This is a genomic window from Archangium lipolyticum (assembly GCF_024623785.1).
Taxonomy (GTDB): domain Bacteria; phylum Myxococcota; class Myxococcia; order Myxococcales; family Myxococcaceae; genus Archangium; species Archangium lipolyticum.
The window spans coordinates 1-23,972 of the sequence record NZ_JANKBZ010000009.1; the positions used below are offsets into that span (position 1 = coordinate 1).

Genomic DNA, 23,972 nt, shown 5'->3' on the forward strand with positions numbered 1-23,972 from the left:
TGATCGCCAAGGCCGTCGCCGCCGGCGGCCGTACTCCGCATCCGCCCGAGGACCACGGCTTCATGTATGACCAGGGCTTCGAGGACCTCGACGGCCACCTGTGGAACCTGGTCTGGACGGCGCCGCAAGCCTGATGCGGCCGGCCTTTTCCAGCACCCGCGCCGAGCCGATGTTACGCGGGTCGATGTCGGCCTCGATGCGGTTCAGGTTCAGGGCGTCGAAGCCATGGCGGATCGCCGCGCGCAGCGCTTCGGTCGCATAACCTTCACCCCAGTGGCGGCTGGCGAGCGCGTAGCCGATCTCGCAGCGGCGGTTCTGCTCGAAGAAATGGTGCAGGCCGACGTTGCCGATCAATTCGCCGGTCGACAGCGGTTCGATACCGAAGCGGACCTCGCCCTCGTACAGCACCGTCCCCTCCGGCCGTCTCCGCCGGTACTCCCACCCGCGCTCCCCCACCTGCCCCTCCCTGGCCATACCCAGCCAGGGCACACGCTACCGCCAGGCTCCTACGAAACTCAGTCGGGCCCGCTCTGGGAGTGCCAGGCGGCGGGTTCGATTTCCGCCGCTTCCGTGCGTTTCTGCTAGGACGCACCGCATGCACTTTCACATGCCTCGCATCGTCCCAAGGTGGTCCGCTCTGGCCCTCTGCCTTTTGCTACCCGTCGCTCACGCGGCCGAGGTCTCCCCCGCCAGCCAGGTGGAGACCTCCCCCGGCCTCTCTCCCGAAGCGGTCAAGCGCGTCTTCGAGCAGCAGCGGCAGGCGCTGGCCTCCTGCATGCGCCTGCTCACCGAAGAAGACCCCAGGGAAAACACTCCTTGGAACCCTCCTCCCGATGTGGATGACCGGGTCTTGCTGAGCTTCGAGGTGGGGCGCGACGGCAAGGTGCGGGAGGTCGCGCACGACGGAAAAGGACCGCGCGTGGAAGGTCTCTACCTGGACAGAACCTGTGTCCGGATGCTCGTGCGCTCCTGGCGCTTTCCCGCGTTTCCCGCCCGTCAGGGCGAGTGGGTGAGGGTGGAGATCCAGGCGCGCTTCAGCACCACGGCGGCCGAGCGTAAGGCAGGACTGGCTCGAATCCGCGAGGAGTTCGAAGCCCTCTGCCGCGCCCTCTCCGCGCTGGGTGGAGGCAAGCCGCCACCGAAGCAGGACGTGACGCAGATCCTCCAGCGTTTCCTCGCGGAGCGTCGCTCCCGCCTTTTTCCGGGCATGCGGTACAGCCTGGAGGGGCTGTTGGACGTCAACGTGCGGGACATGGTGACCCTGTACGAGAACTCCGCCATCGAGCTCCTGGGCACGCCAGTCGCATGCCCCACGGTCCATGGCTGGAGTACACAGGAGCCATGAGGTTGAGCTGAGGTTGTCGACACCACGCCAGACATCCTCTTGTCCAGCACTACTTTCCCGGTTACGTCTCGCACGGCTCCTCTTCAACCAGGCCCATGCGGTGAACGGTTACCGCCCACCCGTTCACCTGGTCGTGGACTCGCTCCAAGATGTACGGGTGGGTGGAGCGCCGCCTCTCCTGACTATGTCCAAAAACTTCGCGGACACTCCACTAGGCCACCGCCACCACCTCGGTCGGGGTCCATAGCGCGGTCTCGGCCGAGTGCAGGCAGTCCCCGATGAAGCGCAGGTAGATGTCGAGCGCCTCGGCGCCGAGCTCCGCGATCGCCCGGGCGTTCTCCGGCATCTGCTGCAGCAGTTCCTCCAGCAACCGCTCGTTGAGCGCCGTGTGGCCGACGTCGAGTTTCACGTGCTCCTTGAGGAAGCTGAGCCCCTCCAGCGTCTCGCGGCCGAGCACGCGCGCCACGTTGGACAGCAGGTGCGGCCCCAGCACCACGGACAGGTTCTCGATTTCGAACTCGATGGCGATCTGCCCCGCCGGCAGGTCCCCGTTGAGGGTCTGCTCGTGGAGCTGCCGGTAGGCGCGCATCGCGTCCGTGGGGTGCTGGGCGAGCAGCCGCTCCACGTGCAGGGTCTGCGCGCGCCGCGCGTTCCACCTCCGCACCAGGTGGCGCACGTCGTCGATCATCATCTGGTGGTGGCCGGCCTCGTGCTTCGCATGCGCGACGAGGGACTTGCCGATGGAGTCCTGGCCCTGGGAGATGCAGCGCTGGCCGGCGCGGCGGATCCACCCCTCCACGGGCTCGGTCATGTACACGCCCAGGGAGTTGAGCTGGATGAAGAACCGCTCCAGGACCAGCGGCTCGATGGCGGGGTCGACCAGCCTGCGCATCACCGGATCCGTCGAGATACGGGCGCGCGCGGGCAACACATAGGGCTCGTACAGCTCTTTGACCAGACTCATGGTGCCTACTCCTTGGGTACTGCGGACTGCTCTACAATCAGGGGTTGCGGTTCGCGGGCATCAATCGGCCCACGGTCGCCTCGCTCACGTACTCGAGGAACTCGGGAAGCAGCCGGGCGGACAGCAGCCAGAGGCAGGGCCGGGTGCCGGGCTCGTCATGCAGGCGCGCGGCGGCGGCGTAGCTGTCGTCCTCGTCCTCGCGCAGGAAGACGAAGGAGGAGCGGCCCCGGCGCGCGTACCAGCGGCGGGCCTCGTCCAGCAGCGCCACGTAGGCGTCCCGGCCCTCGGGCGCGAGCGGGAACAGGCGCGCGGCGTCCAGCAACCGGAAGAGGTTCGTCCCGGGAGGGCCCAGCTCCAGGACGATGGCGGCCAGCGGCACGCCGTCGCGGCGGGCCACGAGGATGCGGCGCTCGCGCTCCAGCCCGGCCGAGAGCCACGTCTCCGACGCGTCCCGCATGTCCATCCGCTCGCGCGAGAAGTCCAGCGCGTCCACGTAGCAGGCCGGGCGCGTGCGGGCGATCTCCTCCGCCAGGAGCAGCTTCTCCGAGGCATGGGCGGGGCCGATGTCCAGCCCGTCCGCGGGCAGTCCGCTCTCCTCCTCGCAGCTCACGTCCATGAGGCGCACGGGCATCACCAGGGCATCTCCGCTCGGGGCCTGGGCCCGGGCGTAGGCGATGTGGACGCGCTCCATGAGGGGGACGGTGGACTCGGCGTAGGCGATCAGCCACCGGAAGTGGGGGTCGCTCTGCGAGTGCTCCAGCGTGCGCACGTGGATGTCGCGCAGGATCTGTCCGGGCGGCACGTCCCCGGCGGGCTTCCCGGGGCGCTTGGCCAGCTGGTGCACCAGCCAGCCGTGACGGTAGGGGCGCACGGAGGACAGCGTGGCTTCCACTCCCCGCTCGGAGGGCCACACCGTCTGGCAGAAGAGCCGGGGCAGGTGCGCGGCGCGATGGCTCAGGTGCATGAAGCCGGTGCGCAGCTCCTCGAAGTGCTCCGTCGTCTTGCCGGCCAGGTTGAAGTAGCCCGAGTCGACGAAGAGCTCCCACAGCGGCTCGAGCAGCTCCGCGCCCCCGCGCGTGGAGGGGCAGAGCGCCTGGGAGACGAGGTGCACCCAGCGCGCCTCGTCCATGGGCGAGCAGGGCGTCACCTGGAGGCCGTACATCCGCTGTCCCTCCGGCTGCTTGTCCGCCACGTGGCGGATCTCCCCGCGCAGGAGGATGGGCTCGTCGTCCTCGCCCCAGACTTCGATGGGCTGGAGGAGGAGGCCGGGAAAGACGAGGTCCTCGGGGACGCCCCGCAGCCCCATGCCGCTGAAGGAGAGATCCACGACCTCGCGCTCCCGGGGTCCCAGCTGGTTCCACAGCGGGTGTTGGAAGCGGGCGCGCAGGCCCGCGGGAGCCGCCACGCGCCGATGCCAGCGGTGGCGCACCTTCCACAGCCGCCGGGGCATGGGGGTGATCATCCGGTCCCCGCGCACGTCGATGGCCGGCACGCGCATGCGGTAGGCCGAGTTGTAGCCCACCACCTCGATGTCATAGGGGGCCGCGCCCCAGTCGAGCTCCGGATCCTCCCGGCGCCAGTGGAGCTGGGAGGACTCGACGTCGAAGTACTCCAGGGTGACGCGCAGGGTCCGGCCGAGCTGCCGCAGCAGGCCCTGGTGCTTCATCACGCACACGGACTTGAGGATGGAGCGGATGCGCTCGGGCTGGACGAGGGCCTCCTCGATGGGCAGCGGCGAGACCGCGGGCCGGGCGCGTCCCCGCCGGGCCTCCGTGTCCAGCAGGGAGAGGATCTGCTGCCCCTGCTCCAGGGACACCCCCACCAGCTGGATGCCGAGGGGCGCGTCATACCGGCGCGAGTCGCTCCACAGAATCTCACCCCGCAGCGGGCCGATGGTGTGGCCGTTGCCATCCAACAGCAGGTGGAGGGGCCGCTCGCGGGAGGGGAGCTCGGCACCCGGCGAGGGGATGGCCCACACCGAGGTGGGGCTCAGGCGCGTCACCCGGCTGCAACTGAGGCCGGGCTGGGACAGGATGAGGTTGATGCCCTCCTCGGGACCCTGGGCATGCAGCGAATAGCCCGAGTAGCTCCCGGCGGCCAGCACCGGTCCGGTCGGGGTCTCGAGGTCTGTACTGCTCATGGCTCCTCCTTCTCCGGGGGACGCAGCGGCGAGGGCGCTGCCTCATCGTGGTCTTTCTTGTTCCACGAGAGGGTAATCCCTTGCACGAAAATGAGAACGCCCATGCCCTTTTTTCGTCAAGCGGAGCTGCCATTCTTTGCCCAGCGTCCGCCGTGCGCCCGGCGTGGCTGGAAAACTCCGCTCCTCCCGGTCGAGACCCTGGAACCCCTGTATATCTCAGGGAAAACGGCTCCCGCCTGGAGTCGGGCAAACAATGACTTGCAGGGTGCGTGGGAAGGCTTGTCAGGCTTTTGCCGGACTGGCGGAGCTGCAGTCCCGCCGCATCAATTGCCTCGGGACGTGAGAATCCGTCCGCCACGTGAGAGGGGTTGCGGGGTTTGGAGGAATTGCGAGGCCCTGGCCGCCACCGGGGTGTCGCCGGGTGGGCGGAGTCCGGGGACGGGGTGTGCGGCGCAAGACGGTCGAACGCGCTGTGGACGGCCGCTGCGGGAACGGCGAGGCTCCTCCCTGGGAGGATGCCGCATGGCCAGGCGTACCGCCGAGGACGACTTCAACATCGAGGTGCTCAAGCTGATGCTCCAGCTGGCCTGGAGCGACGGTCAGCTCGATGAGCGGGAGGTGGGGCTCCTCCTCGGCTCGGCGAGGAGCTGGGGAGTGCCGGAGTCGGAGGTGGCCGCCCTGAGGAAGGCGCTGGAGAGCAACGCGTTGCCCCCGGCTCCGGACCTGGCGCTGCTGCGCAACCGCCCGGACGAGGTGTTCGAAGCGGCCCGCGCGCTCATCGCGTGCGATGGCCAGTTGCAGGCATCCGAGCAAGAGATGCTCGAGGAACTGCGCATCATCCTGAGCCCCGGGCGCTGACCCAAGGGTCCTGGCCGCATCCGGGTGTGCAGGGGAGGGGAGTGGATGCTAGAGGATACGAAAGAGGCACTACGGCAACGGCTCCTCCGGACGAAGCCGGAGGATCAGATCGCCGGGATGTTCTGCGAGAGCGCCTTCCTGGCGATGAGCGAGCTGTTGGGGCGCGAGGAGGCGGAGTCGATGCGCGCCGCCGTGTGGCCCATCTGGGAGTGGGTGGGGGTCGCGCGGTATCCCATGGCGGACCTGCTGCGGCTGGCCGACGCCGCGGCGGACCGCCTGGCGAGCCAGGGCGAGCTGTCGTACGGGAAGGCGCTGGAAGTCATGGGGGAACGCATGACGGGGCGGGTGCTGCAGCTTCCGCTCATCAAGGCCTACCGCATGAGCGACAGCGGCAACGCGCATGACCGCCTGGCCTTCTCCATCAAGTCGAGCCAGTTCATCTGCACCTATGGAGAGCGCAGGTACGAGAGCCTGGGTCCCAACCAGGGCCGGCTCATCCTCGTGCGTGAGCTGCTGGGGCCCTCGTGGGTGCTGGGGCTCTACAAGGGGACCGTCAAGAACATCACCAGCGTCCGGACGACGGTCTTCCTGGAGGCGTGCTGGGAGCCAGGGCTGGAGTTCCACCTGTTCTTCTCCTGGTAGGGCGCGGACGGAGGAGGCGCTCACTCCTCCGTCCTCGCCACCGGGACGCTCTCCGCCAGCACCACCTCGCGCCGCAGCAGCAGCCGTGCGTCCTTCTTGGGGAGGATGCGCACCTGGAAGCGCCGCTGGTACGCGTCGTCCTTGGCGAAGGCATCCCGGTCCGACACCAGCAGCAGGGCAGTGGGGACCGCGTACCTCGGCGAGTTGTTGCCGTAGTAGTGCACCACCACGAAGTACGTGCCCGTGACGGCCTCGCGTGCGTGGTACAGCTCGGGGCCCAGCCCGTCCGTGATGTCCCAGTGGAGTTGTCCGCCCAGCGTCGTCCGCTTGTTCTTGTAGAAGCACTTCTCTCCCGTGGGCTCCACCACCCACAGGTCGATGTCCGTCCCATCCGAGTTCCAGTGCGTGGTGAGCTGGTAGTCGATGGGCCCCTGCCTGGCGTGCCCCTCCAGCTCGCTCCGGCGCGACTCCAGCACCTTCATCTCGCCCACCAGCCGGGGGTGCTTCGCCAGCGCCGCCAGCATCCGGCCGTAGTGGTAGGCCGCCACCGTCTTCGCCTGCTCGCCATGGCGCTTCCAATTGCCGGCCAGGACGATCTCCCAGTTACGCGCCGCCTCCGCCGGCCGCCCCGCCGCGTCCAGCGCCAGGGCCTCCTCCAGGTAGGACTGCGGCTCGAAGGGACGGTTGAGGCGCACGTGCTCGAAGAGCTCGGCGGCGGCCGGGTACTGGCCGAGCGCCAGCAACCCGTAGCCCACCAGCCGCAGCGCCTCCGCGTCCTTGGGGCGCAGCTCCACCGGTGACGAGAGGGCCCGCACCGCGCCCCACGTGTCTCCCGCGAAGGCCCGCTTGCGCGCCACCGCCTCGTACACCATCACGTCGTCCTTGTTGGACCGCCGCGCCTTCCGGTACGCCAGCTCGGCCTGGAGCCGCTCCTCGCCTCCCGTGTAGGGCGAGTCCCGCAGGGCCTGGGCCTTCAGCTTCGAGCCCAACACCTCCTGCTTCGCCTTCAGCACCCGCAGCACCTCGTGGCCCGTCTCCGGCACGCCCTTCAGCGACAGCCCCAGCAGCTCGTCCCGCCGCTGGTCCTCCTGCTGCTTCTTCAGCGTGTCCAGGTCGGAGAGGTCCATCTGCTCGTCGCGCACCGCGAAGCGCACGTAGTCCCCCTCCGACTCCAGCACCAGCATCGAGGCCCGCGCGTTGGTCAGCCGGTAGTGCTGGCTGAGCGCCACCACCATCCGGTCCAGCTTCACGTCGTCCAGCGCCACCAGCCGCGACACGAACAGCTCCGCCCAGGCGCGTGGGGCGAAGGTGCTGTCCTGCTCGCGTGCCAGCGGCACCGTCAGCGAGCGCTCCTCGCCCGCGGCCTGTGTCACCACCTCGAGCTGTGCCGGGCCGTCATCCACCAGCCGCCCGGCCACCTGGAGCTCCTGCCCGGGGAAGACGAGGTGCGGTCGGCCCGCCACCACCACGTCCTTCACCCGCGCGCCCTTCACCTCCACCCGGGCCAGCACCACCGAGGCCGCCCGGTGCGCGCGTGCCGCCGCCTCCACCTCGGCACCGGACAGCACGTTCACCACCCGGCCACCGCTCGCCCGGGCCAGCGCGTCGAAGAGCTCCTGGTTCACCGCGGCCTCGCCGAAGCGGTAGCCCACCCAGCGCAGCGTCTCCGTGGCGGAGTGGCGCGAGATGAGGGCGTCCACGTGGCTCTGCCCCCAGGTGACGTTCCCGTCCGAGAGCAGGAAGGCCGTCACCCGGCCGCCGCCCGCCGCCGGCTTCAGCCAGTCCCGGCTGGCCCGGTCCAGCTCGGCCAGCATGCCGTCCACATGGGAGGCCCCCTCGAGGTAGACACGCTCCAGCTCGGCGAACGTCTCCTGGCGCGCCTCGGGCGTGTTGCGCCGGAAGCCCGGGCCATGCAGCCAGCGCGGACGTACGTCGAAGAGGAGCACCGCGTACTCACCGAGGCTCTCGTCCTTCTCCAGCAGCGCGCGCAGCAGCGCCGCCTGGAGGGCCCACGCATTGCCCTCCTCCACCGAGAGCGAGGTGTCCACCACCAGCACCGCGCGCCCCGTGGGCGCTCCCTCGTTGCCCGCGGTGAGCCGCTCCGGCAGTCGCACCCGCGTGTAGAAGGCGTGTCCGGGCAGTCCCGCCGGGTCCCCGCCCACCAGCACGTCCGCCTCCGCGTTCCTCGGGGTGAGCGCCACTTCCAGCGCGCCGTCCCCCTTCAGTTGCGGCCAGTCCCATGCCCGCCAGGCGCCGAGCGTGCGCGGCTGGCCCGCTTCCGGGCCCACCGTCACCTCACCCGCGTGCCTCGGGTCCACGTGCACGCGCGCCGACACCTTGAGCGCCTTGCCCGCTCCCGGCGGCAGCGGCCACGTGTAACGCAGGTGCTGGCCATCGAAGAGGAGCGTCTGTTCGTAGGCGACGACCACGCGCTTGAGGGACTTCGGCGGCAGCGGGAAGACGCGCGCGCTGAAGGTCGAGGCTCCCGCCCACTCCAGCAGCGCCGGGTCCACCCCCTGGCGCACCACGTCCTCGTAGACCTCGCGGGCACGCTTCTGCTCGACGACGCGGGCCTCCTGCGCCACGCCCCACGAGCGCTTCGTTCCCGGAGGGCCCGGCGGGGCCGCCGCCACCAGCTCCTCCGGCTTCCCCGAGCCATCCCCCAGCGGTGGCAGCAGCTCCGCGGACTGGAAGAGCGACGGCGAGTCCACCGCCACCGCGCCCGAATACAGCGCCAGTCCCGCCACCGTCGCCCCTCCGGGCAGCGGGTAATAGAAGGTGCCTTCCAGCGTGCGCGGGGTGTCGTTCTCGAAGAGGTAGTCCACCACCGTGCGCGCGCGGGCGCCCTGGATGTACGTCACCACGCGCACCGCGCGGGCCTTCAGCGGCTGGTAGCGGCCCGACTCGTCCCGCACCAGCACCTTGGCCATGCGCGGCGCGGATTCCACCTTGGGCAGCACCGGCCGGGGGGCGGTGTCCGCACCGGGAGCGCTCGCCGGTTCGCGCAGCGCGTCCTTGGTGGGCTTCGCGTCGGCCTTCGCGGGTGCTCCGCTTCCCTTGATGATCTGGATGACCTCCCGCCGCTTCTGCTCCAGCACGCGCGGGCGCTCGTACCGCGCCATCTTGCTGCGCTGCTCGGCGTAGTCCGCTGGAATCACGGGCTCGGCCGCCGGGGCGCGGGCCGTGGCGGGTTCCGGAGCGGGAGCGGGGCGAGGCGGCGGGGGAGCCGGTTCCTCCCTGGTCAGGAGCTCTACTGACGGATGATCGCTCCTCTCGGCACGCCGGGACGCGTCCTCGTCATCCGCCTGGCCAAAGGTCCTGAGGTCCTTGCGCCTCAGCTGAGGATGCACGGACGAGCCCGTCGTGGAGTGCTCCTCATCGGAGCGCTCCGCCTTGACGCGCCGCTGGCCGGGCGGTTGCCCATCCTCGCGCCAGTTCGCCTCCCGCACGAGGTTCCAGAGATCGGGCTCGGTGACGGGCTGGGGATCCGCCATGGCCTCTCGCAGCTCCGAGAGGTTCACCGTGCCCGGGTCCGGCACGCCCGGTACGGTGGTGGGAGCGGTGAGCCCGGCGCGGGCGAAGAGGGATGGATCCGCCTGGGGAAGCTCGGGCTCCGGAGCCTTCTTCTCATCCGACCGCGAGTCTCGCTCGCAGCCCGACAGGGACAGGGCCGCGAGGAGGAGTCCGGTGAGCAGGGCGCGCGGGAGGGACATGGCGCCGCAGATTAGTCCACCCGGGTCCCTCCCGTGATGGGGGGTCCCTGTCGCGCGTCTGGGATTACTTCGTCGACAGCCAGGAGGGCGCGGGCGAGGCCTTCAGGTAGCGGCTCGCCAGGGAGGAGGGCTGCGCGAGCGGAGCCGGGGCCGAGTCGCACCCGGTCTTCGCCTGGGCGAAGAATGCGCTCACGGGCTGGGCACGGTACGGGATGGGGTACTTCCCGCCGCAGCCGTTGTAGACGTAACAGGTGGTGATGTAGCCGTAGTCGTCGCAGCTGCCGCAGACGCCGCGCTTGCAATACGTCTCACAGGCGGGGGCCGCCTGGGCGGTCTGGGCGAAGCCCACTCCAGTGAGAGACAGCAGCGACAGAAGGCCCATCACGGTGTTCTTGGTCATGCTCGCTCCGGGGGGGACGGCGGTGTTTTGGCCCTGCGGGTGCCGCGACGACGACCTGGAGTGTAGAGATGAGCGTACGCGAGGCGAAGCACCTCCAGGGTTTCCCTCGGTTACCCGTCTCGCGGGAGCAGATGGCTTCAGGGTTGCCTGGAGGCCCAGCCCAGGAACAGCAGGCCGATGAGGAGCGCCAGCATCCCCGCGAACCAGACGCCGGAGAGCGCGAGGCTGGCCAGCGCCGAGGGCGGACGTTGCCGCACCCGCTGGTGGAGATCCCTCATCACCCGGGCGCGCCCCACGTAGGCATTCGTCTCGTGCTCACCGCTCGTGCCCACCATCATGAGCGAGGCGTCGTAGAGGGCGCGCATCGAGGTGTCATCGAGCCGCTCCGGGGCCTGCGCCATGCCCGGGTACGCCGCGCGCAGCTCGTGGACGTGACGCAGCAGCCGCGCCTGGCGGAACAGTCCCATCACGTTGAAGAGACCGACGGCGGCCAGCAGCCAGGTATCGAGCGCGAGCGCCACGCCGATCAGCGCCAGCGAGGTGAGCAGGGTGAAGGCGAGCTCCAGGTAGCGGTGGCGGCTGAAGAGGAGCAGCTGGAAGAGGCGGCCTCCATCCAGCGGCATCAGCGGCAGCAGGTTGAAGCCGTTGAGGGCGAGGAGCAGCAGGGCCGCCTCCGTCAGCCCCTGGGATTTCGTGGCGGCCACGAAGCCCACCAGTCCACAGCCCGCGAGGATGCCAGGGATGGGGCCCAGGAGGAGCACCAGCGCCTCCTTCCAGCTCTCCGCGCCCTGGTTCCGCCCGGACACGGCCGCTCCGAAGAAAGGGATGAAGAACATCCGCACATCCTGGAAGCCGAAGAGCCTCATCCCGGCCCAGTGGCCGAGCTCGTGGAAGAGCAGCACGGAGATGAGCAACACCAGGTAGCGCCAGTCGTGCTCACCCCACAGGGAGAGCGCGAACAGGACGAGCGTCCCCATCAGGAGGAGTGCGCCGCTGCTTGCCCGCTCCGGGAGCAGGAAGGCCACCCGGGCCCGTTGGTACTCCCGCTCCTCGGGTGTGATTTCGATGGAAGGAGGAGCGAGCTCCTGCGCAGGTTCGATCATTCCCTCCCATTCTAGGTCGAAGAGGGCCTGGCCCGTCAGGGGGGCGTCCGCCGCAGGGGCAGCGTCACGACGAAGGTCGCGCCCTTGCCGGGCTCGCTCTCGACCTGGATCGAGCCTCCATGGCGCTCGATGATCTCCCGGGAGATGTAGAGCCCGAGACCCAGACCACTGACGGTGTTCGCGGACGTGGCGCGCTCGAAGCGCAGGAAGATCCGCTCCTGGTCCTCGGGCGTGATGCCCGGTCCCTGGTCCCGTACCTTCAGCACGGCGTCCGAGTCCGAGCCCTGGACGGTGAGCTCGACGGGTGAGCCCTGGCCGTAACGGACGGCGTTCGTGATGAGGTTGGTGAGCACCTGATCGATCCGGAAGCGGTCCCAGTCGCCTTCGACCACGCCGTGGCACTCGCAGGAGATGGGGGCGCCGCCTGCTTGAACGGTCAGCCGCTCCACGACTTCCCGGGCCAGCTCACACAGGTCGAACGTCTCCGGGGTGAAGGTGAGCTTCCCGGTCGAGATGCGGGAGATGTCCAGCATGTCGTCCACCAGCCGGGCCAGCCGCTGGACGCTCTTGTCGGTCTGCACCACGAGCCGGGTCACCCGGGCGGGATCGAAAGCGTCCGGGCGGCCCCGCTCGATGCTCCGCTTCATCATCTGGGTCTGGAGCTGGATCGAGGTGAGCGGGGTCTTGAGCTCATGCGAGGCGATCGACAGGAACTCGTCGCGAGCACGGACGGCCTCCTCGAGCGCCTGCCGGATCTTCTTCTGCTCGGTGATGTCGTGGGCGACGATGATGGCGCCGCGGATCTCCCCGGTCTCGGAATCCCGGTCGGGGACGAACTCGACATCCTGGACGGTGTATTCACCCGAGGGCTTGCGCAGCACGTTCTCGTAGCGCACCGGCTCGCCCGCGAGCGCGCGCTTTTCATGGGGCTCCGCCAGACGTGCTGTCTCCTCGGTCACGAAGTCGCGGCGCTTCTTGCCCAGGAGCTCGGAGCTCTTGATTCCGTACCAGGTCTCGTACGTCCGGTTGACGAACCGGTAGCGGCCTTCCCGATCGATATAGCTGACGAAGCCGGGCAGGCGATCGGTGATGAGTTGCAGCTGCTCCTGGCTCCGTTGAATCGTCTGCCGCGCGAGCACGTAATCGGTCACGTTGATCCCCATGAGGATCAGACCCCGCACATGGCCGGACTCATCGAAATGAGGCGTGAACGTGTAGGTGTAATACCCGAGCTTCATGGTCCCGCTGGCGGTGCGGAAGTGGAGGGGCACCTCGCTCTGCTCGACCCGTCTTCCCGTCCGGAAGGCCTCATCGAGCTGCTCGAAGATGCCGGTGCCCTCCAGTTCTGGCAGCACGCTTCGAAGAGGGATGCCCAGGTACTCGCGTGAGCCCAGGAAGAGCTTCAGGTATTCGTCATTGGCGAACTCGTAGATGTGCTCGGGTCCGTGGACGATGGCCGTCGCGGCCGTCGCGGCCTTGAACGCGGAGATGAGCCGTTCACGTTCGCCGGATTTCAACTTCTCGGTCTGGGTTCTCGCACGCCCGAACCCGGCCGCGGCTTCGCGGATCCCTCCATTGACGAGGTCGAGGATGAGCTGGATGCCTTCGGGAGATGCTCGCGCTTCCCGATGGAGGAGCTCGAGCAGCACCGATTGCAGGAGCCCGTACACCTGGATGACATCCTCGAGCTCGTCCTCGCCGAACCGGAGCTGCTGCCGTCCAGCACCCCCGTCCAGATGGATCAATCCCGCGGTCAGGTCATCCAGCAGCCCGGGAAGGTGGGACTCGAGCCCCAGAGCGCCTCGGGCCTTCCGCTCCCAGGTCACGAGAATTTCCGATCTCCTCCGTAGCAGGAGCTCCGCGATGGATCGAGCCAGCTCTGGAGAGGGACTTGTTTCGTGACTCAATCGCTCGCTGCCTTCCAGATCGCGCCGGATCGGGAGCCCCTTAACATAATGAGACGCCGCGTCTCAGTGCCAGGAAGCGGGGCGTGCCCGGACTTGACGTGACTCGGGCCTCACGTTCACTTTTGGAGGATGAAGAAGCTCGTCAATGGTCCCCGCGCCGTCGTGGGGGAGATGCTCGAGGGTCTGGTCTCGCTCGCGCCGGGGCAGGCGCTGCTGGAGGGGGAGTCCGTGGTGGTCCGCGCCGACACCCCCATGGAGGTCCATCAACGCGAGGTCGCCGTCATCTCCGGAGGTGGCAGCGGACACGAACCCGCCCACGCGGGCTACGTGGGCGCCGGCATGCTGCACGCGGCGGTCGCCGGGGACGTGTTCACCTCGCCCAGCCCCGATGCGGTCCTGGCGGCGATCCGCGCGGTGTCGGGTCCGGCGGGCGCGCTGCTGATCGTGAAGAACTATACCGGGGATCGGCTGAACTTCGGCCTCGCCGCCGAGCTGGCGCGCGCGGAGGGCATCCCGACGGAGATCGTCGTCGTCGCCGACGATGTCTCACTGCGCGACACCGTCGAGCCCTCGCGCCGGAGGGGCATCGCGGGGACCATCCTGGTGCACAAGGTGGCTGGTGCCGCCGCCGCCTCCGGCGCCTCGCTCGCGGAGGTCGCACGGGAAGCCGCGGCGACCGCCGCCGGGCTCGGCACCATGGGCGTCGGGCTGGGCCCCTGTACCGTGCCCGCGGCGGGCCGCCCTGGCTTCGCGCTCGGCGTGGGAGAGATCGAGCTCGGCCTGGGCATTCATGGTGAGCAGGGCGTGCGGCGCGTGCCGCTGCAGCCGGCGGACGCGCTGGTGGACACCCTGCTGGAGACCATCCTGGAGGACCTGCGCATCGGCGCTGGCGAGCGCGTGGCCTTGTTGGTCAATGGTCTGGGCGGCACCCCGCCCATGGAGCTGGCGATCGTGGCCCGTCGCGCCCTGGCCGTGTTGCGCGAGCGGAAGGTCGTCGTGGAGCGGGCCTGGAGTGGCTCGTTCCTGACGGCGCTGGAGATGCCGGGCTGTTCGCTGAGCCTGTTGAAGGTGGACGACGAGCGGCTGCGCCGGCTCGACGTGGCCACCGCCGCACCCGCCTGGCCGGGCAGCGGAAGGATCGCCCCGGCACGTCAGCGCCGGCCCGTGCCTCCGGCGCCGCCGGTACCCGTGGAGGCAGGCGCGGAGCAGCCCGGGATGGCCCGGTTCAAACAGGCGGTCCTGTCGGTCGCCGACGCGCTCGAGACGGCCGAATCGTTCCTGACGGAGCTCGACAGCGCGGCGGGCGATGGCGACCTCGGCATCAGCCTGGCGCGCGGCGCGGCGGCCCTGCGTGCCCTGCCCGAGTCCTCGTGGGCCAGCCCCTCCCGGGCGCTGACGGCGATGGGTGAAGCGCTGCGCCGCAGCGTGGGCGGTAGCTCGGGGCCGTTCTACGCCACCGCGTTGTTGCGCGCCGCCCGCCGCCTGGGGGACACGACGCCGGACGCGAAGGTGTGGGCCGGAGCCTTCCTGGCCGCAGTCGAGGCCGTGGCGGAGCTCGGGGGCGCTCGTCCCGGGGACCGCACGATGCTCGACGCCCTGCATCCCGCCGCCGACGCCTTCGCCCGGGCGTTGGAGGCCGGGCAGTCGCTGGCCAATGCCTGGGAAGCCTGTGTCCTGGAGGCGGAGCGGGGCGCGGAGGCCACCGCTCGGATGAAGCCGCGCCTGGGACGCGCCAGCTACCTGGGCGAGCGCGTCCTCGGTGTTCCCGACGCCGGGGCGGCGGCCGTCGTCGTCTGGATGAAGCCGCTCTCCCGCTATGTGTCCCAGTAGGGAGTGCGTCGACTCCGTGCGCTCCGCCCCGGTCCGATTCCGGTGCCACCGTCCGGAGGGCACGTGGGTTGTCGGCCGGGGTGCATCCACCTCACGTGCCCAGGCAGGAGCGGTGACGGACAATTACAGCCGGCGTCCCAGTGGCTGGCCATCCACCAACAGGAGCATCTGGCCGTCCGCGGTGCCCTGGAAGCTCACGTTCATGCCGTCGTTGATGCCGAGGTCATTCCGGATGACGAAATCATTGTCACCGTAGGCCTCGAGCTCCAGGACCTGGGTCGGCGTCGTGTAGGTCCAATCCGCCAGCAACCGGCCCGACTCCTCGTAGAGCCTCATCCTTCCATAGATGTGGAGGACGTAGTCGCCCACGTACCTCTGCCATACCGAGGTGTCCGGCACGAAGGTGCTGGGGGCCCGGTAGACCAGGGGCGGGGCCGGAGGTGGCTCGGCGCCCAACAGCAGCGCGGCAACGCTCTTGGCCAGCTCCTGCTGGTGGGGTCCGTTCAGGTTGGCGAGCGTCGCCACCGCCAGGTTGTCCTCGGGGAACAGCATGAACATGGAGCCGCTGCCGATCACGCTCCCGTCGTGGTAGACGGCCTGCCTGCCGGACATCGGCCCCAGCTCCCAACCCCAACCATAGGCGGCGTCCGCGGAGGTGGCCGCGGCGGGTTGCCACATCTGGTGGAGGGTCTCCGGGGTGATGACGCGGCCATGGACGCCCCGGCCCTTCGCGAGCATCGCGGCCAGGTAGCGGCTCACGTCATGGGCCGAGGAGTAGGTCGAAGCGCCGGCCGGGTGTTGCTCGCGGGCGAGCAGCATGGGCACGGGGCGGGTGTTTCCTCGCGTCCACGCATAGCCCTGGGCGAGGTGACCCGTTGCCTCCGGCGGAGGGCCGAACGTGGTGTGATTCATTCCCAGGGGCTGGAAGACGTGGTTCGCCAGGTATTGCTCGTAGGGCATACCCGACACCGTCTGGACGATGAGTCCGAGGACGGCATAACCCGTATTGGAATACATCCATCCCTGTCCCGGCGGGAAGGCGAGGCTCAACTGAGAGAACGAGCGCACCCGGCGCTCCAATGCGCCGTCATCCGTGGTGCCCTCCAGGAGCGATTTCGCGGGCATGCCCGAGGTATGTGAGAGGAGTTGTTTCACGAGGATGCCGCTGCCCCGTCCATCCGCTGTCTGGAACCAGGGCAGGTAGCGCGTCACGGGCGCCTCCAGGTCCACCTTGCCCTGCTCCACCAGTTGCAGCAGGGCCAGCGCCGTCATGGACTTGGTGGTCGACCCCACCGACACGCGTGTGCACGCGGTCATCGGCTCGCCCGACTCCAGGTTGGCGCTCCCGTAACCCCTGACGTAGACGGGCTTTCCATCACGCACCACGACCAGCGAGAGGCCCGGGATACGGCCATGCCGCATCCGCTCCTCGACGAGCTGGTCGATGCTCTCCTTCAGCTCCCGAGGCAGGGAGGGCCGTCTCTGCAGGCAGGGTTGGTACTGCATTTCCGGTGGGCTCGAGGGCTCGGCGCACGCGGTGCTCCAGCTGACGCCCAACGAGAGCGCGGTGGCGAGAACGAATCTCTTCATCATGAGGGTGACTGCTCCGAGGAACTGGGGCTGGTCCGGCCAACCGCCCCTGGTTCGATGGACTGAGTCTCGGGAGCACCCGGAAATGATCAAAAATTCGAAACCGGCTCTCGGCCCTTCGTGTGCTGGGCGCGCCGGGAGAAGCGGAGCACCGCGCGGAAGACGGCCTCCACGCCCTCCGCGTCCAGCCCTCGCTCGGTGGCCCAGGCACGGCGCGAGGCGATCATTGCTTCCTCTCGCGCCGGGTCGGGCACCGGCTGTCCCGCCTGTGCCTTGGCCTGGAGCGCGCGCCGGGCCAGCTCGGCCCTCCGGGCCAGCAGCTCCACCAGCTCTCGATCGACCTGGTCGATGAGCTCGCGTGTCTCCGTCAGCTCCGGCAGGCCCGTCTCCAACGCTGGGAGCTCCAGGTGCGGTGTCTCCGGCGCCTCGGCCTCGGGAGGGATGGCCTCCAGCTCCTGATGGATGGCGTTGAGCGCGCCGAGCAGATGGCTCCGTGCCTCCGCCGCGAAGGGATTGTCGTGCTGGATGGCCGCGAAGAGGTGTCCGGCGTCCGCGCGGATGGTCTCGATGGTCCGTGACAGCGCCTTGAAGCTCGCCGGCGCGAAGGGCACGTCCACCCCCGAGCCCGCGTCCAGCATCCCCTTGGCCACGAAGAAGGTGAGCGCGTGCGTGTGCGCCATGATCCGGTCGTGCCCCTCGGGCGTCTGCTCGATGATCTCGCAGCCCAGCCGCTCGAAGAAGACCCGCGCCCGCTTCGCCGCGTCCGGGTGGAGCGGGTTGGGGCAGACCACCACGCGCAGCGGGCGCTCCGCCATGGCGAGGCTCAGAGGCCCGAAGAGCGGATGGGTCCCCACCCAGGGCACCTTCGTGCCGAGCACCTCGGCCAGCGCGTGCACGGGCTTCACCTTGACGCTCCCCACGTCGAGCACCAGCTGCTCTGGTTTCAGGTAGGGGCGCAGGCTCTCGAGCACGGCCTGCATCCGCGGCACCGGCACGGCCACCACCACCAGCTCCGCCCCGGCGGTCAGCTCCTGGAAGGACCCGGCCCGGTGGGCCTCGGGAATGTCGGCCACCGGGTCCAGCGCGCGGTAGCCCACCCCCGCCGCCTCCAACAGTGAGCCCAGCGCCCGGCCGAACCGTCCGTATCCAACGATGGCGACTCGCGACATGACCGCAACTGTACACGAGCCCCCAACGGCCTTGGACCCGCCTCCGTCCACAGGCGCAGAGTGCTTCCTTTCGCAGCACCCCCGAGAGGCAACCGAGCGTGTCCGAAGCGAAGAAGAACGTGGATCGCACCAGGCAGATCTTCGAGGAGATGTCCCGCACCGGCTCCGTCCAGCCCCTCCTCGACAAGCTGGACGACGATGCCACCTTCAAGCTCTCCCTACCCCCTGGTACCCCCCTCAGCGGCGAGTTCTGCGGCAGGCTCGCCATCGTCGATTACTTCGACCGGCTCGACGAGGTGCTCGACGTCCAGGAGATCCACACCTGGAACTTCGTCGGCAACGGCGACCAGGTCATCGTCCTCGGTGACGAGCAGTTCATCGTCAGGAAGACCGGCAGATCCTGCCGCAGCGAGTTCGCCTTCATCCTCGATTTCCGTGACGGGATGATCGTCCGCGTGCTCGTCATCGAGGATTTGTCCGGCGTCGTCGAGGCTTTTGCTCCCGTGGGGGCCCGGGCCGTGGCTCGGGCCTCCGGATCTTGAGCACGGGGTGGAGGACGGAATCGTCTACCCTCACCCCGTCCCTCTCCCAGAGGGAGAGGGGTTTTCAGCTCAGGACCTGCATCGTTCCTCTCGTGACTCCGAACTGCTCGTGCACCGCTGTTCTCCTCACCGCCTCGGTGGGGCTGATCTTCCCCGCCAGCAACTCCTGGTAGGCGTTCAGCACCCGCGTCGCTTCCTCCCTTGTCTCCCGCACGAACTCGACCCGGTAGCGGCGCACCCCTCGCTCCAACAGCTTCGGCACCAGCGACGCCGCGCTCTGCGCCTGCGCGTTGAACACCGTGTTCCGGCAGCCCACGTCCACGATCACCGGATGCTCCAGTCCGATCCGGTCCCTCAGTGAGATTTGATGCCGCTCGCATGGACGGCCGCAGCTCCGGTAGTCCCGTCCGTTCGACAGGTTGTGCGAGTACACGCAATGCTCCGTGTGGAACGTGGCGATGTGGTGGTGCAACGCCACCGCGAAGCGGTGCGCCGGCGCGTGGTCCAGCAGCGAGAAGAGCTGTGTCTCGTCCAGGTCGTGCGAGAAGGTGAGGGTGTCCAGCCCCAGCCGCAGCAGGTGTGCCGCCGTCAGCGAGTTGGTCACGTTGAGCGAGAAGTCCCCGTGCAGCACCGGGCGCGGCTGGCCCGCCGGGCGCTCCAGGAAGTGCATCATCGCTCCCCAGTGGCGCACCAGCACCGCGTCCGGCCTCAGCCGGTCCAGCCGCGCGTCGTAGCCCTCCTCGCCCGGCTTCTGCACTCGCACCGTGGCGATCGTCACCCGCAGCCCCGCCGCCCGCGCCCGCTCCACCGCGCGCTGCAGGCCCACCATCTCCATCCAGTCCAGCTCCACCTCGCGCAGGCCCGCCGCGATGACCGCTTCCAGTTGTTCGTCATTGCGGCACAGCGGCAGCAGACGCGCCCCGTCCTCTGTGGGTGCCTCGGGCACGGTCGCGAGCAGCGAGGCCCGTACCTGCTCCAGCACCGGTGTCTCCACCACGGTGCGCTTCGGGCCCCGCTCCACGGCGGCGGAGAGCCCCGCCACGAGGTCACGGCGCAGCGCCTTGAGCTCCGACACGGGCAGGTGCAGGCCCGGCGCCAGCTCCGAGCAGTCCAGGTGTGCCAGCGTGAAAGGCGTGCCTCCGAACGCACCCAGCTTGTCCCGCAGCAGCGCCTCGTCGAGGCCCTTGCCCTTCGCGGGCGCTAGCGGTGTCTGGCTGCTGGCCGAGCCCTCGTGCCCCCAGGCGCTCGCGTGCAGGCGCAGGGGCGTGCCCTCGGCCCCGGAGAGCTTCAGGGTGAGCGGGATGCGGCCCTCGGGCTCGCCGTGGGAGAGCAGGCCCTCGGTGCGGCGGGCCAGGGACGGGTCGCTGTTGAGCCACACGCGCTGACCGGGCGCCACGCGTCCCAGGTCCGGACCCGGGTGGCCGAAGCCGAGCACCCAGCCGTTGCCCCTCCGGTCCACGCGGAAGATGGGGCCTCCGGGCTCGTGCTTGTCCTCGGGCGTGCTCGCGTCGAAGACGACGCCCATGCCCGGGCGTGGATCCACGTCGGCCGGAGTGGGCTCTCCCGCGAGCGGAGAGGACACCTGTCCGCCGGGCGCCTCGGGACGTTCCCCTCCCAGGCCGAGGGCTCCCGTCCAGGGGCGCTCGTCGGGCGTGACGACGACCTCCTTGCCGGACACCGAGCGCACCCGGCCGAGGTACAGGCCCCGGTGCTTGGGGAAGCGGCCCTCGACGAGCGTCTGGTGGTCCGAGCCCGCGAGGAAGCCGTTGGAGAAGCCGCGGCTGTACGTGAGGGACATGTCGGCCAGGTCGCTCGCGAGCTGGCGCTCATCCGGCTTGCCGGCGACGACTCCATCCACCCACCGGCGATAGCCCTGCACCGTGGTCGTCACGTACTGCGGACCCTTCAGCCGCCCTTCGATCTTCAGGCTGTGCACGCCGATGTCGACGAGCTCGGGCACGGCGCGCACGCCCGCCAGGTCCTTGGGGCTGAGCAGGTACTTCACGTCGCCCAGATCGCGCTTCTGGCCGTCCACCATCAAGTCGTACGGAAGGCGGCAGGATTGGGCGCACTGGCCCCGATTGGCCGAGCGCCCGCCCCATGCCTCGCTGGTGAGGCACTGGCCGCTCCAGGACATGCAGAGCGCCCCGTGGATGAAGACCTCCAGCTCCATGTCCGTCTGACTGGCCAGCCGGCGGATTTCAGTGGTGGAGAGCTCTCGGGGAACCACGACGCGGGTGATGCCCAGGCCCCGGGCGAAGCGGATGCCCTCGGCGCTCGAGACGGTCATCTGCGTGGAGGCATGTAGCTCCAGTTGCGGGCAGATGGCGCGGGCGAGCAGGGCGATGGCCGGGTCCTGGACGATGAGGGCGTCCACGCCCGCCTCGGCCACCTGGCGGAGGATGCGCTCCACCACGGGCAGCTCGGGCTCGAAGATGAGCGTGTTGAGCGTCAGGTAGGCGCGAGCCCCGGCCCGGTGGACGAGCGCCATCGTCTCGGGGAGGCGCTCCAGGTTGAAGTTGTCGGCGCGGGCGCGGGCGTTGAAGCCCTCGTCGAGCCCGAAATAGACGGCGTCCGCTCCGCTGGCGAGCGCGGCGCGCATGGACTCGAGGTCGCCCGCCGGGGCGAGGATTTCAGGACGTCGGGGAGGCATGCCGCCTCACATAACACGCCCCCCTCTCCCTCGCGTCCCCTCGGTTTCGAGCTGTCGGGGTGACACCGCTGCCCCTGGCGGAAGGCTCGCACCCAGGAGGGGAGGCAGGCAGGCGAATCATCTGCCGGATGCCTCACCCGCCTGGCGCAAACGCTGCGCGTCGGACGGCGTTCTTCGAGGGGAGCGGCCCGGCATGTGCTCTGCATGAGAGGAACATGAGGAGGTGAGGCGTATGGGTCTGGTGATGACCGGCGTTGTCGTCGCTTCCCTGGTGCTGGCCGTCGGCATTGCGTCCGGGCTCGCCGGCAGACGCTTCCGCGCGAGGTACGAGGCGGAGAAGGCCGAGCTGCTGCGGAAGGCGCGTTCCGCTTCCCCACCGGTGGTTCCTGGTTCCGCGGTGGAGAGCCTTCCACCGCCGGTGCGCAGGTACCTGGAGGTCACACGCGCAGAGGGCAGGCCGGTTCCGAAGTCCGCCATCGTCCAGCAACGGGGCGGTCTTCGCACCGCGGCGGACAAGCCGTGGATGCCGTTCGAATCCGAGCAGGTCTACTCCATGGACCCGCCGGGATTCCTCTGGTTCGCGCGCGCGCGGATCGCGCCCGGCATCCACATGCTGGCGAGGGACAAGTTCGTCGACATGCGCGGCAACATGTTGATCACCCTCGAGGGGCTCGTCACCCTGGCGGATGGCGTGGGTCCGGAGATGGATCAGGGCGCCGCGTTGCGGTTCTGGGGCGAGGCGCTCGCGTTTCCAGAGCTGGTGCGCAGCCCGTACCTTCGTTGGGAGCCGATGACCGAGACGCAGGCGCGCGTCCGGATCGAACAGGGTGAGCTGAAGCTCGACGCGGTCATCGAGTACGACGAACAAGGCCTGCCAGTCGCCATGCACGCGCGGCGTTATCGCGATGTGAACGGCAAGGGCGTGCTGACTCCATGGACGGGGTACAGCCGCGAGTGGCGCGAGCTGGACGGCAGGTTGTTCCCCACGCAGTGGGAGTCCGTCTGGCACCTGCCGGAGGGCGACTTCCCGGCCGTGCGCATGGAGATCCTCCACATCCAGACCGCCTAGCGCGCGTAGCGCTCGCGGACGAAGGCCTCCAGCCGGTCGAAGGCGGCGGTGAGGATGTCCTCCGGCGGCAGGAACACCACCCGGAAGTGGTGCGTCCCCTGCTTCTGTCCGAAGCCGCTGCCGTGGACGAAGAGCACGCCCGTCTCGCGCAGGAGCGAGAGCACGAACTCCTCATCCGACGTCACGCCGGGCAGCTGGATGCGCGTCATCGCGTAGAACGCGGCGGCGGGCTCCACCACGGACAGGCCGGGGATGGCGTTGATCCGCCGCACCATCAAATCCCTCCGGGCGCGCAGCCGCCCCATCATCTCCGGGATGTGGTCCTGCGGGCCCTCCAGCGCGGGGGCGATGGCGTACTGCTGCGGGGCCGGGCTGCACAGACGCGCGTCCGCCAACCGCATCACCGCGCCCTTGAGCTCCGGCATCAGGTGCGCGTTGCAGAAGACCAGCCACCCCACCCGCCAGCCACAGGCCACGTACGCCTTGGACAGGCCGTTGAAGGTGATGATGGGCACGTCCCTCGCGAGCGACGCCGTGGCCACGTGCGCCTTGTCGTAGAGCAGCTTGTCGTAGATTTCGTCGGACAGCACCACCAGCCCGCGCCGCCGGGCGATCTCCAACAGTCCCTCCAGCACCTTCCGGTCGAGCACCGCGCCCGTGGGGTTGTTGGGGCTGCACAGCAGGATGGCCCGGGTGCCGGGGGTGCACAGGGCGTCGATCTCCTCGAGATCCAACGACCAGCCATTCTCCTCGTCCAGCGAGTAGGGCACACCCTCCGCGCTCAGCTTGGCCATGAGCGCGCCGTAGAGCGGATAGCCGGGGCAGGGCAGCAGCACGCGCTCCCCGGGCTCCAGCAGCGCGGTGAGGGCCAGCTCGAGCGCCTCGCTGGCACCCGTGGTGACCACCACGTCCGAGGCGGTGATGCCCGGAATGCCGTTGCGCGCCGCCTCGCGGGCGATGGCCTCGCGCGCGGCCGGGATGCCCGCCGAGGGCGCGTAACCGTTGTGTCCGTCCTTCATCGCCCGGTGCACCGCCTCGATGAGGTGCGGCGGGGTCTGGAAGTCGAACTTCAGGGGATCCCCGATGTTCAGATAGAGGATCCGCCGCCCCTGGGCCTCGAGGCGGCAGGCCTCGGCCACGACGTTGCGGATGGCGTATCGGACGTTCTCGATGTGTCTGGCGGCGCGAACCAAGGGAGGCCTCGGAGATGTGCGGCTCCTTCTAACACCGCGTCCCGGCCTTTTCGTGCCTCTCCAGGGCCCGCCATCGCACCTGGCAGGTCCTGGCCTCCCGGCGTTCCCTCTGCTGGGCTCACTCCATCCAGGCAATCAGCCAGGCAACAAGCCAGGGGGAAGCCCATGAATGAAGCTCGCCGAGCAGGGTGGTGGATCGTTGCGCTGTTCCTCTTTTCCGCATGTTCGCACGACGTCGGTGCCCGGTCCCGGGCGGAGCTGGCGGCGGAGGATGAGGCGGAGCTGTATGCCGCCATCGTCCGCGGCACCGTCGCCAACTTCGGAGGTGATCGCACGGGACAGACGCTTCACTGCCTTCGCGTCTGTGTCCGGGGTGAGTGCGGCGCCCCCAGCGATCGGTTCCTGTCGCTCTTCGTGAAGGACCGGTTCATGGTGTCCGGCCCGGAAGCCTGTAAGTGGCAGGGGGACAAGGTGGTGCCCGCGCGGGATTCACTCCTCACGGTCGCCACCGGGCGGTACGAGACCCGCGTCGCTCCCTCCAGCGCGATGTTCCTCGACGTCGAGAAGGTGCGTTACACCTCGCCCGACCACGCCTCCGCCGATGCCTCCATCACCCATGGCAACGTCGGCGCCAACGGCCTCACTCTGACGCTCGAGCGCGTCGATGGCCGATGGAAGGTGGTGAAGACCGTGAGCACCTGGACCTCCTGAGCCACCCCGGGGTTGTCCGCCATCAGGACAGCGCTGTCCGATTCGGAGACAGTCGGCGTTGATGGCTCCAAGCCATTGGATTCCCAGGGGATTTGGCTGGATGTGTCACGAGGCGTTACATCCGCTCTCCCCCGAGTGGAGCC

18 protein-coding genes are annotated in these 23,972 nt (G+C 69.4%); 7 read left to right on the top strand and 11 right to left on the bottom strand.

Annotated features, from left to right (window positions below; all coding sequences use genetic code 11):
- Window positions 1–60: 60 nt before the first annotated feature.
- Window positions 61–408: a GNAT family N-acetyltransferase gene (locus NR810_RS20335; protein WP_326522512.1), complete on the bottom strand. Its 348-nt coding sequence runs from the start codon at window positions 406–408 to the stop codon at window positions 61–63.
- Between the two features lie 187 nt (window positions 409–595).
- Here NR810_RS20335 and NR810_RS20340 point away from each other — a divergent pair, with 187 nt between their 5' ends.
- Complete coding sequence (locus NR810_RS20340) at window positions 596–1,345, top strand: hypothetical protein (RefSeq protein WP_257454714.1); 750 nt, start codon at window positions 596–598, stop codon at window positions 1,343–1,345.
- A gap of 211 nt (window positions 1,346–1,556) precedes the next feature.
- Here NR810_RS20340 and NR810_RS20345 read toward each other — a convergent pair whose 3' ends face one another.
- Both NR810_RS20345 and NR810_RS20350 read right to left on the bottom strand, forming a co-directional pair.
- The gene (locus NR810_RS20345) at window positions 1,557–2,309 is read right to left on the bottom strand and encodes a hypothetical protein (RefSeq protein WP_257454715.1); all 753 of its coding nucleotides are present in this window, start codon (window positions 2,307–2,309) and stop codon (window positions 1,557–1,559) included.
- A 37-nt stretch (window positions 2,310–2,346) separates the two neighbouring features.
- Window positions 2,347–4,449: a PilZ domain-containing protein gene (locus tag NR810_RS20350; RefSeq protein WP_257454716.1), complete on the bottom strand. Its 2,103-nt coding sequence runs from the start codon at window positions 4,447–4,449 to the stop codon at window positions 2,347–2,349.
- A gap of 522 nt (window positions 4,450–4,971) precedes the next feature.
- Here NR810_RS20350 and NR810_RS20355 point away from each other — a divergent pair.
- Together NR810_RS20355 and NR810_RS20360 are read left to right on the top strand one after the other, a co-directional pair.
- Entirely contained in the window at window positions 4,972–5,307 is a 336-nt protein-coding gene (locus tag NR810_RS20355) for a tellurite resistance TerB family protein (protein WP_257454717.1), read from the top strand.
- A gap of 45 nt (window positions 5,308–5,352) precedes the next feature.
- A complete protein-coding gene (locus NR810_RS20360; protein ID WP_257454719.1) occupies window positions 5,353–5,949 on the top strand; it encodes a DUF2378 family protein in 597 nt (198 codons plus the stop codon).
- A gap of 20 nt (window positions 5,950–5,969) precedes the next feature.
- Here the strand turns inward: NR810_RS20360 and NR810_RS20365 are convergent, their stop codons facing one another.
- The 4 genes from NR810_RS20365 to NR810_RS20380 all read right to left on the bottom strand — a co-directional run bounded on the left by NR810_RS20365 (window position 5,970) and on the right by NR810_RS20380 (window position 12,991).
- Complete coding sequence (locus NR810_RS20365) at window positions 5,970–9,662, bottom strand: VIT domain-containing protein (RefSeq protein ID WP_257454722.1); 3,693 nt, start codon at window positions 9,660–9,662, stop codon at window positions 5,970–5,972.
- Window positions 9,663–9,726: 64 nt separating this feature from the next.
- Window positions 9,727–10,062 (bottom strand): hypothetical protein, encoded by a 336-nt coding sequence (locus tag NR810_RS20370; RefSeq protein WP_257454724.1) that lies wholly within the window; start codon window positions 10,060–10,062, stop codon window positions 9,727–9,729.
- Window positions 10,063–10,199: 137 nt separating this feature from the next.
- Window positions 10,200–11,165, bottom strand: coding sequence for a zinc metalloprotease (locus NR810_RS20375; protein WP_257454725.1), 966 nt, complete (start codon window positions 11,163–11,165; stop codon window positions 10,200–10,202).
- Between the two features lie 35 nt (window positions 11,166–11,200).
- On the bottom strand, window positions 11,201–12,991 hold the full coding sequence (locus NR810_RS20380; RefSeq protein ID WP_257454726.1) for a PAS domain-containing sensor histidine kinase: 1,791 nt from the start codon (window positions 12,989–12,991) through the stop codon (window positions 11,201–11,203).
- 210 nt (window positions 12,992–13,201) lie between these two features.
- Between NR810_RS20380 and NR810_RS20385 the strand changes: the two genes are divergently transcribed.
- Window positions 13,202–14,902: a dihydroxyacetone kinase family protein gene (locus tag NR810_RS20385; protein ID WP_257454728.1), complete on the top strand. Its 1,701-nt coding sequence runs from the start codon at window positions 13,202–13,204 to the stop codon at window positions 14,900–14,902.
- 123 nt (window positions 14,903–15,025) lie between these two features.
- Here the strand turns inward: NR810_RS20385 and NR810_RS20390 are convergent, their stop codons facing one another.
- Together NR810_RS20390 and NR810_RS20395 are read right to left on the bottom strand one after the other, a co-directional pair.
- A complete protein-coding gene (locus NR810_RS20390; RefSeq protein WP_257454729.1) occupies window positions 15,026–16,495 on the bottom strand; it encodes a serine hydrolase domain-containing protein in 1,470 nt (489 codons plus the stop codon).
- Between the two features lie 86 nt (window positions 16,496–16,581).
- Entirely contained in the window at window positions 16,582–17,661 is a 1,080-nt protein-coding gene (locus NR810_RS20395) for a prephenate dehydrogenase/arogenate dehydrogenase family protein (RefSeq protein WP_257454730.1), read from the bottom strand.
- A gap of 98 nt (window positions 17,662–17,759) precedes the next feature.
- On the opposite strand from NR810_RS20395, the gene NR810_RS20400 reads away from it, so the two are divergent.
- Window positions 17,760–18,203, top strand: a complete 444-nt coding sequence (locus NR810_RS20400) for a nuclear transport factor 2 family protein (RefSeq protein ID WP_257454731.1) — start codon at window positions 17,760–17,762, stop codon at window positions 18,201–18,203.
- 64 nt (window positions 18,204–18,267) lie between these two features.
- Here the strand turns inward: NR810_RS20400 and NR810_RS20405 are convergent, their stop codons facing one another.
- Window positions 18,268–20,856, bottom strand: a complete 2,589-nt coding sequence (locus NR810_RS20405; RefSeq protein ID WP_257454733.1) for a U32 family peptidase — start codon at window positions 20,854–20,856, stop codon at window positions 18,268–18,270.
- Between the two features lie 232 nt (window positions 20,857–21,088).
- Here NR810_RS20405 and NR810_RS20410 point away from each other — a divergent pair, with 232 nt between their 5' ends.
- Entirely contained in the window at window positions 21,089–21,925 is an 837-nt protein-coding gene (locus NR810_RS20410; protein ID WP_257454735.1) for a DUF6544 family protein, read from the top strand.
- On the opposite strand, the gene NR810_RS20415 is transcribed toward NR810_RS20410, so the two are convergent.
- The gene (locus NR810_RS20415) at window positions 21,922–23,118 is read right to left on the bottom strand and encodes an aminotransferase class I/II-fold pyridoxal phosphate-dependent enzyme (protein WP_257454736.1); all 1,197 of its coding nucleotides are present in this window, start codon (window positions 23,116–23,118) and stop codon (window positions 21,922–21,924) included. The genes NR810_RS20410 and NR810_RS20415 overlap by 4 nt on opposite strands.
- A gap of 165 nt (window positions 23,119–23,283) precedes the next feature.
- Here NR810_RS20415 and NR810_RS20420 point away from each other — a divergent pair, with 165 nt between their 5' ends.
- Window positions 23,284–23,829, top strand: a complete 546-nt coding sequence (locus NR810_RS20420; protein WP_257454737.1) for a hypothetical protein — start codon at window positions 23,284–23,286, stop codon at window positions 23,827–23,829.
- Window positions 23,830–23,972 lie beyond the last annotated feature (143 nt).

Coding starts and splice junctions, on each gene's coding strand:
- NR810_RS20390 (WP_257454729.1), bottom strand. CDS start 16,495: ATGATGAAGAGATTCGTTCTCGCCACCGCGCTCTCGTTGGGCGTCAGC.
- NR810_RS20350 (WP_257454716.1), bottom strand. CDS start 4,449: ATGAGCAGTACAGACCTCGAGACCCCGACCGGACCGGTGCTGGCCGCC.
- NR810_RS20375 (WP_257454725.1), bottom strand. CDS start 11,165: ATGATCGAACCTGCGCAGGAGCTCGCTCCTCCTTCCATCGAAATCACA.
- NR810_RS20405 (WP_257454733.1), bottom strand. CDS start 20,856: ATGCCTCCCCGACGTCCTGAAATCCTCGCCCCGGCGGGCGACCTCGAG.
- NR810_RS20340 (WP_257454714.1), top strand. CDS start 596: ATGCACTTTCACATGCCTCGCATCGTCCCAAGGTGGTCCGCTCTGGCC.
- NR810_RS20395 (WP_257454730.1), bottom strand. CDS start 17,661: ATGTCGCGAGTCGCCATCGTTGGATACGGACGGTTCGGCCGGGCGCTG.
- NR810_RS20365 (WP_257454722.1), bottom strand. CDS start 9,662: ATGTCCCTCCCGCGCGCCCTGCTCACCGGACTCCTCCTCGCGGCCCTG.
- NR810_RS20345 (WP_257454715.1), bottom strand. CDS start 2,309: ATGAGTCTGGTCAAAGAGCTGTACGAGCCCTATGTGTTGCCCGCGCGC.
- NR810_RS20370 (WP_257454724.1), bottom strand. CDS start 10,062: ATGACCAAGAACACCGTGATGGGCCTTCTGTCGCTGCTGTCTCTCACT.
- NR810_RS20360 (WP_257454719.1), top strand. CDS start 5,353: ATGCTAGAGGATACGAAAGAGGCACTACGGCAACGGCTCCTCCGGACG.
- NR810_RS20355 (WP_257454717.1), top strand. CDS start 4,972: ATGGCCAGGCGTACCGCCGAGGACGACTTCAACATCGAGGTGCTCAAG.
- NR810_RS20385 (WP_257454728.1), top strand. CDS start 13,202: ATGAAGAAGCTCGTCAATGGTCCCCGCGCCGTCGTGGGGGAGATGCTC.
- NR810_RS20420 (WP_257454737.1), top strand. CDS start 23,284: ATGAATGAAGCTCGCCGAGCAGGGTGGTGGATCGTTGCGCTGTTCCTC.
- NR810_RS20410 (WP_257454735.1), top strand. CDS start 21,089: ATGGGTCTGGTGATGACCGGCGTTGTCGTCGCTTCCCTGGTGCTGGCC.